16 protein-coding genes are annotated in these 14,745 nt (G+C 63.6%); 5 read left to right on the top strand and 11 right to left on the bottom strand.

The features are described from left to right. Positions 1-633: sulfate/molybdate ABC transporter ATP-binding protein (locus LB566_RS11380; protein ID WP_224624468.1), on the top strand; the 633-nt coding region annotated here is incomplete at its 5' end. A 14-nt stretch (positions 634-647) separates the two neighbouring features. Here the strand turns inward: LB566_RS11380 and LB566_RS11375 are convergent. Next, positions 648-1,046, bottom strand: a complete 399-nt coding sequence (locus LB566_RS11375) for a type II toxin-antitoxin system VapC family toxin (RefSeq protein WP_224624467.1) — start codon at positions 1,044-1,046, stop codon at positions 648-650. Continuing rightward, positions 1,046-1,321, bottom strand: a complete 276-nt coding sequence (locus tag LB566_RS11370) for an antitoxin (RefSeq protein WP_140553856.1) — start codon at positions 1,319-1,321, stop codon at positions 1,046-1,048. The genes LB566_RS11375 and LB566_RS11370 overlap by 1 nt, the downstream gene beginning before the upstream one ends. Before the next feature lie 211 nt (positions 1,322-1,532). On the opposite strand from LB566_RS11370, the gene LB566_RS11365 reads away from it, so the two are divergent. Both LB566_RS11365 and LB566_RS11360 read left to right on the top strand, forming a co-directional pair. After that, positions 1,533-2,519 carry a sulfate ABC transporter substrate-binding protein gene (locus LB566_RS11365; RefSeq protein ID WP_140553854.1) on the top strand — a complete coding sequence of 329 codons (987 nt, stop codon included), beginning with the start codon at positions 1,533-1,535 and terminating at the stop codon, positions 2,517-2,519. Between the two features lie 256 nt (positions 2,520-2,775). Continuing rightward, a complete protein-coding gene (locus LB566_RS11360; RefSeq protein ID WP_006202816.1) occupies positions 2,776-3,225 on the top strand; it encodes an RrF2 family transcriptional regulator in 450 nt (149 codons plus the stop codon). 62 nt (positions 3,226-3,287) lie between these two features. On the opposite strand, the gene LB566_RS11355 is transcribed toward LB566_RS11360, so the two are convergent. The 7 genes from LB566_RS11355 to LB566_RS11325 all read right to left on the bottom strand — a co-directional run bounded on the left by LB566_RS11355 (position 3,288) and on the right by LB566_RS11325 (position 11,318). Further along, entirely contained in the window at positions 3,288-3,770 is a 483-nt protein-coding gene (locus LB566_RS11355) for a gluconokinase (protein WP_224624494.1), read from the bottom strand. A 69-nt stretch (positions 3,771-3,839) separates the two neighbouring features. Beyond that, on the bottom strand, positions 3,840-4,826 hold the full coding sequence (locus tag LB566_RS11350; protein ID WP_140553852.1) for an ABC transporter permease: 987 nt from the start codon (positions 4,824-4,826) through the stop codon (positions 3,840-3,842). Continuing rightward, positions 4,823-5,803, bottom strand: coding sequence for an ABC transporter permease (locus LB566_RS11345; protein ID WP_140553851.1), 981 nt, complete (start codon positions 5,801-5,803; stop codon positions 4,823-4,825). The genes LB566_RS11350 and LB566_RS11345 overlap by 4 nt, the downstream gene beginning before the upstream one ends. 13 nt (positions 5,804-5,816) lie before the next feature. Beyond that, positions 5,817-7,364 (bottom strand): sugar ABC transporter ATP-binding protein, encoded by a 1,548-nt coding sequence (locus LB566_RS11340; RefSeq protein WP_224624466.1) that lies wholly within the window; start codon positions 7,362-7,364, stop codon positions 5,817-5,819. Between the two features lie 79 nt (positions 7,365-7,443). Further along, positions 7,444-8,571, bottom strand: a complete 1,128-nt coding sequence (locus LB566_RS11335) for a sugar ABC transporter substrate-binding protein (RefSeq protein ID WP_140553847.1) — start codon at positions 8,569-8,571, stop codon at positions 7,444-7,446. A gap of 309 nt (positions 8,572-8,880) precedes the next feature. Continuing rightward, on the bottom strand, positions 8,881-9,909 hold the full coding sequence (locus tag LB566_RS11330) for a LacI family DNA-binding transcriptional regulator (RefSeq protein ID WP_224624465.1): 1,029 nt from the start codon (positions 9,907-9,909) through the stop codon (positions 8,881-8,883). A 164-nt stretch (positions 9,910-10,073) separates the two neighbouring features. Next, entirely contained in the window at positions 10,074-11,318 is a 1,245-nt protein-coding gene (locus tag LB566_RS11325) for an MFS transporter (protein WP_224624493.1), read from the bottom strand. Between the two features lie 198 nt (positions 11,319-11,516). Here LB566_RS11325 and LB566_RS11320 point away from each other — a divergent pair, with 198 nt between their 5' ends. Then, positions 11,517-11,804, top strand: a complete 288-nt coding sequence (locus LB566_RS11320; protein WP_224624464.1) for a DUF3175 domain-containing protein — start codon at positions 11,517-11,519, stop codon at positions 11,802-11,804. Between the two features lie 33 nt (positions 11,805-11,837). Here LB566_RS11320 and LB566_RS11315 read toward each other — a convergent pair whose 3' ends face one another. Further along, positions 11,838-12,614, bottom strand: coding sequence for a FadR/GntR family transcriptional regulator (locus LB566_RS11315; protein ID WP_224624492.1), 777 nt, complete (start codon positions 12,612-12,614; stop codon positions 11,838-11,840). Positions 12,615-12,718: 104 nt separating this feature from the next. Then, positions 12,719-13,615 carry an NAD-dependent epimerase/dehydratase family protein gene (locus LB566_RS11310; protein ID WP_140644296.1) on the bottom strand — a complete coding sequence of 299 codons (897 nt, stop codon included), beginning with the start codon at positions 13,613-13,615 and terminating at the stop codon, positions 12,719-12,721. A gap of 118 nt (positions 13,616-13,733) precedes the next feature. Between LB566_RS11310 and LB566_RS11305 the strand changes: the two genes are divergently transcribed. Then, entirely contained in the window at positions 13,734-14,672 is a 939-nt protein-coding gene (locus LB566_RS11305; RefSeq protein ID WP_140553839.1) for an NAD(P)-dependent oxidoreductase, read from the top strand. Positions 14,673-14,745 lie beyond the last annotated feature (73 nt).

Genomic DNA, 14,745 nt, shown 5'->3' with positions numbered 1-14,745 from the left:
CTTTCCGGCGGCCAGCGCCAGCGCGTCGCGCTGGCGCGCGCCATGGCGATCGAACCCAAAGTGCTTCTGCTCGACGAGCCGTTCGGCGCGCTCGACGCGCAGGTGCGCCGGGAACTGCGCCGCTGGCTGCGCGACATCCATGACGCCACCGGCCACACCACCGTCTTCGTCACCCACGACCAGGAAGAGGCGCTGGAGCTTGCCGACCGCGTCGTGGTGATGAGCCAGGGCCGCATCGAGCAGGTCGGCACCGCCGACGACATCTATGACAGGCCGAATTCGCCTTTCGTCTATGGCTTCATCGGCGAATCGAGCTCGCTTCCGGTCAAGGTCGAGAATGGCGAGGTCTGGCTCGCCGATCGCCCGGTCGGGCTGTCGGCCCCGGACGCCGCCAGCGGCAACGCCAGGCTGTACTTCCGCCCGCACGACGTCGAATTGCTGAGCGGCTGCTGTGGCTGCATCGCCGGCACGGTGGTCGCCAGCCGCCGCGTCGCCGGCACCCGCCGGGTGGAACTCGAGATCGGCGGCGAACGCCAGCGCGTCGAAATCGAGCTGCCCGTCGACCATCCCGCCGCGCAGAAGAGCCGGATAGCGTTCCGCCCGGGCCGCTGGAAGCTGTTTCCGGCTGCTTGATATTAGACCGAGCACTACTCCAGCCAGTTCTCGATCTTCAGGTTGCGGATTTGGATGAACTCGCCCGTATTGGCCGTTACCAAAGTGATGCCCATAGCGCAGGCGTGCGCAGCAATAAAGAGGTCGTTATGGCCAATGGGTTGGCCGGCGGCCTCCAGTTCTGCACGAAGGGCGCCATACTCTGCATCCGCCGGCACATCGAGCGGCAAGACCGGAATCTCGGCCAGCAATTGCTCGACTTTTTTGAGCAGCTTGGCTGATCCGTTCCTGGCACAGCCATACCGCAATTCCGAGGCCACCACGATGCTTGTGCAAATGGCGTCGTCTCCCTCGCGCTCCACTGCATTGGCGGCTTTGCCAGCCGGATTTCGGATCATGTCACTGATGATGTTCGTGTCCAGCATGAACCGCATCAAAAAATGTCCTCGGATTCGACCGGCGCATCATTGATTTCGGGAAAATCGTCCTCGGGGCCGAGCGGCGGCTCGTTTGCCCATTGGGCGAGCAACGCGCCGAGCCCAGCTTTGCGGATCGGCTCAATGACAAGGCGGTCACCTTCACGGCTGATCAGGACCTTCTCGCCGGGGAGTTCGAACTCGACAGGAATGCGCACCGCCTGGCTGCGGTTATTGCGAAACAGCTTCGCTTCCTTCGACGGCCGTGTCGTTGAATGGCGGTGTTGGGGCATGGTTGCCTCCCTTTGTATATGCATATTGTATATGCATGCTGGCCCAGCAATGCAAGGGTAAGAAAGCGTTGGGCGGAACAGAATTCTAGTGATAGCGCTCGTGACGACATTTTTTCTTACGGTGGCACCGCGAAACCATTGCAGGTGTCTCGTCGGGCCAGTGGCGCAGGGCTATGGTCGGGCGATTAAGCACTAGACGGAGTCTCATTTCATGAAGCGATTTCTCCTCGGCGTCGCCACCGTCGCCGGCCTGTTTCTCGCATCTTCCCAAGCCTGGTCTGCCGACAAGCTTCTCAACGCCTCCTATGATGTCGGCCGCGAACTGTTCGTCCAAGTCAACAAGGCCTTTACCGAGAAGCACCCGGGTGTGAGCATCGACCAGTCGCATGCCGGCACCTCGGCGCAGGCGCGTGCCATCGCCGAAGGGCTCGGCGCCGATGTCGTCACCTTCAACCAGGTCACCGACATCGACTTCCTGGTCAAGAAGGGCCTCGTCTCGGCCGACTGGCAGAAGGATTTTCCCGACAACGCCTCGCCCTTCTATTCGCTGCCATCCTTCCTGGTGCGGGCGGGCAACCCCAAGCACATCAAGGATTGGAGCGACCTGGTGCGCGACGACGTGCAGGTAATCTTCCCCAACCCGAAGACCTCGGGCAATGCGCGCTACACCTATCTGGCGGCTACCGCCTACGCCAAGGAGGCCTTCAAGGGCGACGACGCCAAGGTGAAGGAATTCATCACCAAGTTGTTCAACAACGTGCCGATCTTCGACACGGGCGGGCGCGCAGCCACCACCACTTTCGTGCAGCGCGAGATCGGTGACGTGCTGATCACGTTCGAATCCGAGACCCGCGGCATCCGCAAGGAGTATGGCGACGACAAATTCGAGCAGGTCACGCCTTCCGTCAGCCTGCTGGCAGAATTCCCGGTGGCGATCGTCGACAAGGTCGCCGACGAACATGGCACGCGTGATCTGGCCAAAAGCTATCTCGATTTCCTCTATACGCCCGAGGGCCAGGACATCGCCGCCGACAATGGCCTGCGTGCCCGCGACGCCGCGGTCGCCGCCAAACACAAGGCCGACTTCCCGGACGTGCGCCTGCTGACGGTGGAAAACGTCTTCGGCGGCTGGGACAACATCCAGAAAGAGCATTTCGCCGCCGGCGGCCTGCTCGACCAGGCCTATGGCAGCCGATAAGGTTTTCGCGGCGCGATAGCAGGGCGGGATAAGCAAATCAGGAAAGCCGGCGCTTTGCCGGCTTTCTCCGTTTGCGGCAAAGCATGGCAAATACGACCTGCCGCGCACAAGGTTACGAAGAATCAACGCGTTTGCGCCTAATGTGCCGGTAAATCGGCTTGTTCGCGAAACGGCAGCGCTCCACAAGCCCCGTCATCATTTGCACACAAACAGCCGCCAGATGCGGGTTGTTGGGGCTTCATGGGTTGACTCGGGCATGCTGACAAAAAAAGGCAAATACGGCCTCAAGGCCCTCGTGCATCTGTCCGGCTTGCCGGTTGGCCAATTGGCCTTCGTCAACGACATCGCGGTCGCCAACAACATCCCCAAGAAATTCCTCGATGCCATTCTAGGCGAGTTGCGCAATGCCGGCTTCGTCCAGAGCCGCAAAGGCAAGGAAGGCGGCTATCGCCTCGCCCGCCCGGCCTCGGAGATCAAGATCGGCCATGTCGTGCGTGTGCTGGACGGGCCGCTGGCGCCGATCCCATGCGCCAGCCGCACGCAATATCAGCGCTGCGAGGATTGCGACGAAGCGACGTGCCAGGTCCGGCACATGATGCTCGAGGTGCGCCAGGCAATCGCCGAGGTACTGGACAACCGCAGCCTTGCCGCCATGCGCGATGCCGACAATGATGATTTTCCGGTCGAGTTGACGTCGCAGATCTAGGCCCTGCGCATGCGCGGCATTTGCCGGCGCAAGTCGAATGCCGGCATGGCGCCGATCAAGGTTCAGAACCGCCGCGTCACACGCACCGCCTCGGCGACAAGTTCGGCGATCGGGTGCGTCGCATCGAGCGTCAGCGCCCGCTCGTCCGCCGCCGGCGGCTCGAGAATGGCGAACTGGCTGTCGACCAGGCTTGCCGGCATGAAATGACCCTTGCGGTTGCCGACGCGCTGCCGCGCCGTGGCCGGGTCGATCTCCAGGTAGAGGAAGACGATGTCACGGCGGAAGCCGCGCAGTCGTTCACGATAGCTTCGCTTCAGCGCCGAACAGGCGGCGACCACGCCCTGCCCTTTGCCGGCCGAGGCCGCGATGCGCTCGCCGATCGCGTCGAGCCATCCCTCGCGCAAAGTGTCCGTCAACGGCTCGCCTCTGGCCATGCGGGCGACGTTTTCCGGCGGATGCAGCCGGTCGCCTTCGATGAAGACGGCGCCCAGTCTCTCTGCCAGCGCCATGCCGACGGCCGACTTGCCGCAACCGGCGACGCCCATCGCCACGATGACCGGCGCCTGCCCGCTGGCGCCGGTCGGCGATTGATCTGTCCTTTCCGCCACGATGGGCTAGCGGCTTGCCGGCGCGCGGCCGTAGAGCAGCAGCATGGCGACGATGACGACGCCATAGATGATCTGCCTACCCGCCTCCGGCATCTGCATGACCGACAGTATGGATTGCAGGAGCGTGATCAGAATGACGCCGGCCACAGTGCCGAGATAGGAGCCGCGCCCGCCAAGGATCGAGGTGCCGCCCAGCACGACGGCCGCGATCGACGGCAGGAGATAGGCGTCCCCCATCGACTGCGCCGCCTTGGAGGCGTAGCCGGCAAGCAGCACCCCGCCGAAGGCGGAGAGCCCGCCGGAGACGGCGAAGGCGATCATCACCACGCGCCTTGTGTCGATGCCGGAGAGATAAGCGGCACGCTCGCGGTTGCCGATACCGTAGACGGTGCGGCCAAATCCGGTGCGGGTCAGAACGAACACCATTGCGGCGCCGATCAGCGCCCAGATGATGACCGCATTGGGAACTCCCGGAATGGCAAAGCCGGTGGCCAGGTAGCGCATGGCGCCGGTGGCCGAATCCTGGGGCGAGAACCCGCCGGTGTAGACCACCATCAGCCCTTGCGCGACGGCGTTGGTGGCGAGCGTGATGATCATGGAGGGAATGCGCAGATAGGCGACGCCGATGCCGTTGACGATGCCGATCAGCACCCCGCACAAGATGCCGAATGGAATGGCCAACGCAACGCCGGCCGGGCCATAGGCGGCCGCGGCGCAAGCCATCATCGCGCCCGCCGCCACCGACCACGGCACCGACAGGTCGATCTGGCCGAGCAGGATGACCAGCATCATGCCGGTGGCGATGACGCCGAGAAAAGAGGCCACCTTGAGCTGCTGCAAGAGATATTCAGGCGACAGGAAGCTGCGCGAATAAAGGCTGCCCAGCAGGAGCAGGACCACGATGCAGGCAAAGGCCGTCAACACCGCGGGATCGGCGCGGCGAATGAATTTCGGCATACGGCCGGCGATGCCGCCCAATGTCGTCTCGCTCACAGGAACCACTCCAGCCGGTTGCGGACCCTAAACAGCGCGAAGGCGCCGAGGCTGACGGCGATCAGCAGGATAACGCCCTGGAACAGCGGCTGCCACAGCGGGTCGAAATCGAAGACGAACAACAGATCGCCGATGGTGCGGAAGGCGAGCGCGCCGAAGATAGCGCCGACGGCACTTCCCTTGCCGCCGAACAGCGAGACGCCGCCCAGCACCACGGCGGCAATGGAAAACAGCGTGTAGGAGTTGCCGCTGGCATAGGCCGCTTCGCCCGTATAGGTGAAGAACGTCAGGAACAGGCCGCCGATCGAGGCCAGCAGCCCAGCCAGCGTATAGGCTGCGAACTTGCCGCGCCGGATGGGCACGCCTGACATGTAGGCCGCCATTTCCGACGACCCCGCCGCATAGGCCGCGCGGCCAAGCACCGAACGGCTGAACGGCACCCAGATCACCAGCACGACGGCCAGGAGCACAACCATGCTGGCCGGCACCACGTCGAACACACGGCCCGTCAGCGCATCGGCCAGATCCTCGTTGACCGATCCGCCCGGGAACGGCCGCAGTAGAAGCCCGATGCCATAATAGACCGCGCCGGTGGCGATGGTGGCGACGATCGGCTGCAGCCGCCCGTAGATGACGATGGCGCCGTTGATCGCCCCGCACAGCAGTCCGACGGCCAGTACCGCCAACACCCCAAGCGCCGTCTGCATCGGTGTGCCCACCACCAGCCACGAGGCCAGGCAGTTGGTCAACAGGAAGATCATGCCGACGGAAAGGTCGATGCCGGCGGTGATCACCACCAGCGTCTGCGCCATGGCGACGAAGGCCAGCAGCACGCCCTTGTTGGCCGCCGTCTGCACGACATTGGCGGTGAAGCCGGCCGGATGGTTCGCGGTGTAGATGACGAACATGACGATGAAGATGCCGAGCGCCAGCAGCGTCCCGCGCTGCTCCGCCAACCAGTAGCGCCAATCCTTCACGCCAAAATCCCTTTCACGCGTTCGCTCCCTGCTTCACCGGGCTATCCCCGCCAGGCATGTTGAGCGCGCTTGATATCAGCGCCCGCTCGGTGATTTCGGCGCCCACCAGTTCGCGCTTGACCGCCCCGTCATAGAGCACCAGCACCCGGTCGCAGCAGCCGATCAGCTCGTCATAGTCGGTCGAATAGAACAGGATTGCCGCCCCCGCGTCCGCCAGCTTGCGCATCAGCTGATACAGCTCCTGCTTGGTGCCGACATCGATGCCGCGCGTCGGATCGTTAAGCAGGATGATGCGCGGCTGGCGCATCAGCCATTTGGCGATGACGACCTTCTGCTGGTTGCCGCCCGAGAGCGCGCCGACCGGAATGTCGAGGCCGGCCGTCTTGATCGCCAGCAGGCCGACCATGTCGTCGATCAGCCGCTGCTCGGCGGCGCGGTCGATGATGCCGCCTTTCGACAGCCGGTCGAGCGCGGCGAAGGACAGGTTCTCGCGCACCGTCATCGGCAGCATCAGGCCTTCGGTCTTGCGATCCTCGGGAATGAGCGCCATGCCGATGCCGTTCTCGCGGGCGGCGGCGGGGCTGGCGATGCTGACCGGCCTGCCGTCGACCAGGACCTGGCCGGAAAGGCCACGCAGGACGCCGAAGAAGGCGAGCAGCAATTCGCGTTGGCCCTGCCCGTCGAGGCCGCCGAGGCCAACCACCTCGCCTGCCCTGACAGACAGCGAGATGTTATCCAGGCGATCCGTCCAGGACAGCTTGCGGGCTTCGAGCACAGGCGCCGTGACGGCCGGCGCGAATGTCGGCTTGGGCGGGAAGATGTGGCTGTATTCGCGCCCGATCATCAGTTCGACGACTTCACTGTCGCTCTTCGAGCCGGCGGGATAGCTGGCGACATTGCGGCCGTTACGGAAAACCGTGCACTGGTCCGCCAATTCGGCGATCTCGTTCATGCGGTGCGAGATGTAGAGCAACGCCAGCCCTTCCGAACGCAGCCGCTTCAGCACGGCGAAGATCTTCGACACATCCGCCGCCGTCAGTGCCGAGGTCGCCTCGTCGAGGATCAGGATGCGCGGCTTCCTGGCCAATGCCTTGGCGATCTCGACCATCTGCCGGCGCGACAGCGGCAGGTCCTTGACCAGTGCCAGCGGATGGATGTCGGAAGCTCCCGCACGCGCCAGCGCGTCCTCGGCGATGCGCCGCTGCGCCTTGCGGTCGATCATGCCGAAACGTTTCGGCGGATCGGATATGACGATGTTATCGGCGACGCTGAGTTCGGGAATCAGCGACAACTCCTGGAAGATGCAGACGATGCCGGCCTTGTTCGCGGCGCCCGGCGAGGCGAAGGTCGCCTCGCGCCCGTCCAGCAGCATGCGGCCTTCGTCCGGCGCAACGACCCCCGCCATGATCTTGATCAGTGTCGATTTGCCGGCGCCGTTCTCGCCAAGGATGGCGTGAATGCTGCCGGCCTCGACCGACAGCTCGGCCTTCTCCAGCGCCCGCACGCCGCCATAGCGCTTCGATATGCCTTCCATGCGGAAGAGCGGAGCCGCACCGTCCATCAACCCTCCCAGGGCGCTCGTATATTCGGGGACCGGCGCCGCGGGGTTAGCCGCAGCGCCGAAATGGCATCCAGCGGAACTACTGGTTTTCCTTGGTCTGGCCCATGATTTCCTGGGCGCTGAAGTTGATGCCGCAGGTCGGGAAGGAATTGCCGACGAAGAAATTGTCGGACTCCTTCGGGAAGTAATCCGTGCCTTCCTTCATGTCCGGATCAGAGGCGACGGCCAGCGGCAGCTTCACCTCTTGCGGCACCACCTCGCCTTCCAGCGCCGCAATGGCCGCCTTGATGGCGACGGCGACCTGGGCCGGCCCCGAGCCGGCGGAGGTGCACTTCAGGCCGTCGGCCGAATGCGCCGCGCAGAACTTGCGGAAACCGTTCTCGGTTTCGCCGCCGAACGGCACGAAGGGATGCTTGGCGTCGATCATCGCCTGCACGATACCCGTGTCACCGCCCTGACCGGTGATGCCGTCGAAGGGACCATTTGTGGCGATCGCATCCGCGGTCACCTTCTGTGCCACGCCGTCGTCCCATTTGCCGGCAACTTCGGTGACGTCCCACTTCTTGCCGGAAGCGTCGAGCACCTCATGAATGCCGTTGTGGCGGTCTGTATCGACGGAAGTGCCGGCCACACCACGCACTTCGAGGATCTTGCCGCCATTGGGCACTTTCTCGACCAGCCATTTGGCCCATAATTCGCCGAGCCCCTTCTGGTCGACATTGACGTTGATGGCGTCCTTGGTGTCGAGGATGTTGTCGAAGGCGACCAGCACGATGCCGGCTTGCTTGGCGCGCTTGATGACCGGGCCGAAGGCGGTCGGATTCTGCGCGTCGGTGACGATGGCGTCATAGCCGGAATCGATGAAGTTGTTGATCGCCGAGATCTGCGCCGGCACGTCCTCGCCGGTCGAGACGACCTTGAATTCCTTGATCTTGGCCTTGACATCCGGCTGGGCGGCATAGGCCTTTGCGGTCTGCACCATCTGGATACGCCAGGTGTTGGCGATATAGCCATTGGCGAAGGCGATACGGTATGGGCCTTCCTTCTTGGGATATTTGAAGAATTTCGTGTCCGCGCTCCAGGGCGCGAAGCAGTCGGCTTGGGCGGCCGGGCCCGGCACGATCTCGGGGCCGGCGGCCATGGCGGCCGAGTTGAGCATGACGAATGCGCTGGCGGCAATGATGCCACCCACCAGTGACTTGATCATCGATAATCCTCCCATTTTGTAATTCTGATGTCGTTTCGCGATGTGAATTTCGCACGGTCGGCTCGGGCTCCTCCTGCGTTGCCCTACCTGCCTTTCCGATGGCCAAATGGCCTATGCGATGCCTCCTCCCCCTCGTTCCCAGGCCGTTGGGGAAAATAGCATATTATACATAATAAACAAGAATTAGTTGTCGCTTATGTATAATAGACAGGCTGCGTGCCGTTGCATTCTCTTCCCTGTCCGATAATTATGGTAGCGCTACCAAGAGTGCTGTGTAAAGCGCCCTTTCTCCTGATCGCGAAAGTGTGTTCAGCGCGCCGTGCTCTCGCGGCGCATGAGTTCGAAACCGAGATCCACGACGCGCTGCTGCGGCGGCTCGCCTCCTATCGCCGCCAGCGCCATGGCCACCGCCCGCCGTCCGATCTCGTAGCGGGGCGTGCGGATGCTGGTGACCGAGGGAAACGCCACCTGCATCATGTCGAGATCGTTGAAACCGACGATGCCGATCCTCTTGGGCACATCGATCGAAGCGCGATGACACTCGAACAGCGCGCCTAGCGCGATGTCGTCATTGTTGCAGAATACGCCGTCGAGCGTCGGCATCTTGGCCAGCGCGTCGCGGAAAAGCTCGCGCCCCAGCGTCACGCTGGACGGCACCGGCGTGGTGGTGATCAGGCGTGGATCGAACAGGCCGGCTTTCTCCACCGCCATGCGGTATCCGGCCAGGCGTCGCTGCGAGCGCGGATCCATGCGCGCTCCGATGAATCCGATGCGACGGTAGCCCGCTTCGATCAGATGCTCGGTCGCCGCCCTGCCGCCGTCCAGATGCGAGAAGCCGACCATCATATCCACCGGATCGGGGCCGGTTTCCATAACCTGCACCACCGGGCAGCCTGCGTTCTCCAGCAATTTTCGCGAAGCTGGCGTCTGGTCGATGCCGGCCACGATCAGCGCCGCCGGCCTTTGCGGCCCGAACACCTGCAGCAGCCGCTCTTCTTCAAGTCCGGAATAGTGGGTGTTGCCGAGCTGGATGCGGAAGGCGCTGTCAGACAGGCTGTCATAGATGCCACGCACCACCTCGGCAAAGACGCTGTTGGTAAGCGACGGCACCAGCACGCCGAACACCTCGGCGCGGGCCGAGGCCAGCGCCCGTGCGTTGGGATCCGGTACGTAGCCGAGTTCGTCGACGGCGGCGTGGATCTGGCGACGCAGGTCCTCGGAGACCCGCTCCGGCTCTCGCAAGGCACGAGACACGGTGATTGCGCCTACGCCGGCCTTACGCGCGACGTCTGATATGGTCGGGCGGCCGCCGCCTCGGCGCGAGCGCGGCTTGATCAAGGACAGGCCCCATGCGGTGCGTGGCCGCCAAGGCGCTGCCGCAATACGATCGACGTTGCTGTCGCCATCTCACCAGCCTGTGCCACACCCGCTCGCCTCTGGCGTCGCGCAGCCCCGGCCCGTTGTCAAGCCGGGCGCTTGCGGGCGAGTGCTTCCGCTCTGCCTCAGGCCATTGCCGTCGCGCCGCGTCTTGCCTTCCAAAGCACCAGCACCATCATCAGGATGTTCAGCAGGTTCCAGGCGATGCCGTTCAGGAACGCGGCGGCGTAGGAGCCGGTCAGGTCGTAGATCCAGCCCGACATCCAGCCGCCGATCGCCATGCCGAAAATGGTCGCCATGATGACGATGCCGACGCGTTGGCCGGCCTCCCTGGCGGGCATGTATTCCCGCACGATGATCGCATAGCAGGGCACGATGCCCCCCTGCGACAGGCCGAAGACCAGCGAAACGACGTAGAGCGAGGCAAGCCCGTCGAAGGGAATGTAAAAGAACAGTGACAGGCATTGCAGCACCGAGCCGATAAGCAGGGTCTTCACCCCGCCGATGCGGTCGGCGACGAAGCCCGAGGCTACGCGGCTGACCACGCCGGCCGCCATCATGATCGACAGCATGTCGGCGCCATGCGCCACGCCGTAGCCAAGATCCATGCAGTAGGCCACGATATGCACCTGCGGCATCGACATCGCCACGCAGCAGCCGAGACCGGCAATGACAAGCAGCACCTGGAGTGCCGTCGGCGACAGCGAGATCGGCTGCACCAGCCGGCTGCCCGCGGAACCGGCGACCGCGATCGGCGCACCGCGCCGCAGCATCAGCACCAGCGGCACCATGGTCGCCAGGCAGAAGAGGCCGATGGCTACATAGGTGAAGCGCCAGCCTTCCGCTTTCATCAGGGGCGGCATGACGGTCGGCCAGATCGTTCCGGCGAGGTAGCTGCCGGCCGCGGCCGCCGCCACGGCGACACCGCGCCGGCGGTTGAACCAGTGCGAGATGTCGGCGATCAGCGGCCCGAAGATCGCCGATGTACCGACCCCGATCAGCAGGCCCTGGGCGAGCGTGAATTGCAGGATCGAGGTCGACAGCGCCGCCAGCAGAAAGCCGGCAACCAGGGCCATCGAGGAAGCAAGCGCCGGGATCCAGTAGCCGACGCGGTCGATAGCGCGCCCGACCAGAACGTTTCCGGCGGCAAAGCCGACCATGGTCGCGGTATAGGGCAGCGCGGCGTCGGCCCTGTCGACGCCGAACTCGGCCTGCACGGCCGGCAACACCACGACCACGGCCCACATGCCTACGCCGCCGACTGTCGATAGAAGCATCGATACCGCCAGCCGTATCCATGCATGCGAGCTGTCGACGACGGCACTACCGGCTGCTGGTGAGGAGAAGATCGAGGCCAAGCTGTTTCCCATTCCGTCATCGACATTGACCATTGTCGCGGTCATGCGGCCTAGCGGCCGACGGTCCTTTCGCCACTATCGGCGCATTCGCCGCGCCGAGCAGCGCCACATGGGTAATTCCATGGTTCCAGAGTTCGTCGGTTCCGGGCTCACCGGAACGTGCGACGACGAATGACGTTTTGCAATCAGCTCAACGCGAAGGAGATTGCCATGACCGCGAAACGGAAATGGTCGGCTGAGGTGACCGAGCACAGCAATGCCATGGATCTCGAAGACCATGTCTTCGAATCCCATGACCCGAAGAAGATCGCGGCTTCGCTCAAGCAGTCGGCCGAACACAGCGACCGGCGCAAGGCCGAACCGTTCCAGTCCGCCATGTCGATGCTGAACTTCTACATCAACCGTGCCGGCAAGAACCTGCCGGTGAAGCAGAAGAAGGTCCTCGAGGACGCCAAGGACGAACTGCGCGCGGCGTTCGGACGTGAGAAGGAAGAGTAGGCGGAAAGCCACGCAACGGGTTCCTGGAACGTCTTATCGTGACCTGATCACGCCGTCTGTGTTGGCGAGCAGCTTGCGTACCGCGGCACGCGCCGCGTCGGGCCGCTGCAGGCGAATGTTCTTCTCGATCGCCTCGTGCATCTTCTGTGCGTGCTGCAAATCGTCGAGTTCCCGCGTCGTATAGGTGAAGAGATGGTCGAAGGCGGATTCGATCAGCACCCCGAGCGGCACCAGGAGATCGTTGCCAGACGCCCGCAGGATCGCGAGATGAAAGCGCGTGTCGGCGCGGGTGCGCTCCTGCAGACTTGGCGCCTCGCCCATCTCGCGGCAGGCTTGGCTTATTTCGGCCATTTGTTCGTCGGTGCGCCGCATGGCGGCAAAAGCCGACGCCTCCGGCTCGATGATGTGGCGGAATTCCTGCACGGTCTTCAGAAATACCTCGCGATCCGGCGAGGTCGCGTACCAGGCGAGCACGTCGCGGTCGAGCAGATTCCAGCGCTCCTTCGGCTCGACCCAGCTGCCGATCTTGGGGCGCGAGGCGAGCAGGCTTTTGGCCATCAGCATCTTGATCGCCTCGCGTACCGCCGAGCGGCTGACGCTGAAGGTCTCCGACCATTTGGCTTCGTTGGGCAGGATGGTGCCGGGCGGATAGTCGCCACGCACGATCCTGAGCCCGATCTCGCTGGCCAGCGAGGTGTGCACGCTGGAACCCGGAATGCGCGCCGCATCGGTGCGGCGAACGCCGGCCTGACGCTCGGCCGATCCCCCTTTTGCCGGCGATGTTTCCTTCTTCGGCTTCGCGTCCCGCATACGCTCCAGAAAGTCCGGATTGAGCAGGGTGTCAAGCACGGCAAGCGGGTTCACCCGCAAAGCCGGCTTCTGTGCACAACTCAAAACCCCTGCGGGGCCTGTTTTCAAGCGATCTTGACGTATTTGCGCCAGCTGTGTTCCGGCCGAAAGCCCAACATGTCGCGCGCCTTGCGATTGGACAACAGCGTCTCGAATTCGCCGAGCTCACCCTTGACCGGTACGCCGGGATAGAAGCGCTTCAGCAGTTCCGCGGTCGGCAGATCCGACGAAGTGTCGTCATTGGCGGCGTTGAACACCTGGTAGCCGAGCCCGTCCTTCTCGATGGCGCGCAGCGTGATCTGGCCGAGGTCGCGCGCATCGACATAGCTCCAGGCGATACGCTTGCGGAAACCCGGATCGGCGAACCATTTCGGAAACAGGGAATATTCGTGCGGCTCGATGACGTTGCCGATGCGCAATGCATAGATGTCGGTACCGTCGCGCTGCGCAAAGGCCCGTGCCGTCTTCTCATTGACGACCTTGGAAAGGGCATAGCTGTCCATCGGATCGACGTCGTATTCTTCGTCGAGCGGGAAATATTTCGGCGCGCGCGGCTCGTTGGCAAAGACCAGCCCGTAGGTGGTCTCGCTGGAGGCGATGATCACCTTGCGGATGCCGAGCTTCACCGCCGCCTCGATGACATTGTAGGTGCCCATCGCGTTGATGCGGAACACCTCGTTATCGGGCGTGATCATGATGCGCGGGATGGCGGCGAAATGCACCACGGCGTCGACGGGCTGCGGGCGCAGCGACGGGTCGAATTCATGCAGGCCCGCATAGCTCGACAGCGCGTTGAACACCTGCCCGCTGTCGGTGATGTCGGTAATCAGCGTGCGCACCTTGGGATTGTCGAGCGGCTTGGTGTCGATGTTGAGCACCTGGCAGCCCTGCTCCACCAGATACTGCACGACGTGGCGCCCAGCCTTGCCGCTGCCGCCGGTGAACATGATCCGCTTCGTCATTCTGGTCTCCACGAAAGCCCTGGGATTATGTGTATTGTCAGACAATATTGCTTTCTGCAACCGCATACGGCTAAAACAGCAGCGACATTATCGATAATCGCAAAACAGGACACACAGCATGAACACGACCGCAGCGAGCGAGAAGATCGGCTTCATCGGCCTTGGCCTGATGGGTCATGGTATCGCCAAGAACATCGTCGACAAAGGCTATCACTTGACCTTCCTCGGCCGCAAGAACCGCAAGCCGGCGGAGGATCTGGCTAGCCGGGGCGCCCACGAAGCCGCGACCTCCCGCGACGTGGCGGCGGCATCGACAATCGTCTTCATCTGCGTCACCGGTTCGCGCGAGGTCGAAGCCATCATTCGCGGCCCCGGCGGTCTCAAGGAGGGACTGAAAAAAGGGGCGGTCGTCGTCGACTGCTCGACCTCGGACCCGGTCTCGACCGTGGCGCTCGCCGCCGAGCTCAAGGCGCTCGGCGTCGACTATGTCGACGCGCCGCTCAGCCGCACGCCGAAGGAGGCTTGGGAAGGCACGCTCGACGCCATGGTCGGCGCCCCCGACGCCGTCTTTGCCAGGGTCAAACCGGTGATCGAAACCTGGGCCGGCCGTATCGTCCATATCGGCGACACAGGTGACGGCCACCGCATGAAATTGCTCAACAATTTCGTGTCGCTGGGCTATGCCGCGATCTATTCCGAGGCATTGGCCTTGGCCGAGAAGGTCGGCATCTCGCCGGCGCGCTTCGACAGCGTCATCCGCAACGGCCGCATGGATTGCGGCTTCTACCAGACCTTCATGCGCTGGACGCTGGAGGGTGATCGCGACGCCCACAAATTCACCGTCGCCAACGCCTTCAAGGACCTGACCTACCTCGAATCGATGGCGGGTTCTGCCGGCATCGCCAACCCGCTCGGCAACGCCACCAAGAACGCCTTCGCCGGGGCCTTCGCCACCGGCCCGGCCGAGCAGTACGTGCCGATGCTGGCCACCCATATCGGCAAGGTCAACGGTGTCGACCTGATGCCGATGAAGGATGGAAAGAAACAGACGATTTAAGGGGTGAGAAGCGGTCCGCGCAGCGGATGAAAGGCCAATAGCTTGGCTTTCGAGCTTCGAACGCCTTGAGCCT

This window comes from Mesorhizobium sp. CA13 (genome assembly GCF_020165235.1).
GTDB lineage: Bacteria > Pseudomonadota > Alphaproteobacteria > Rhizobiales > Rhizobiaceae > Mesorhizobium.
This window is presented reverse-complemented; position numbering and strand designations above follow the sequence as displayed.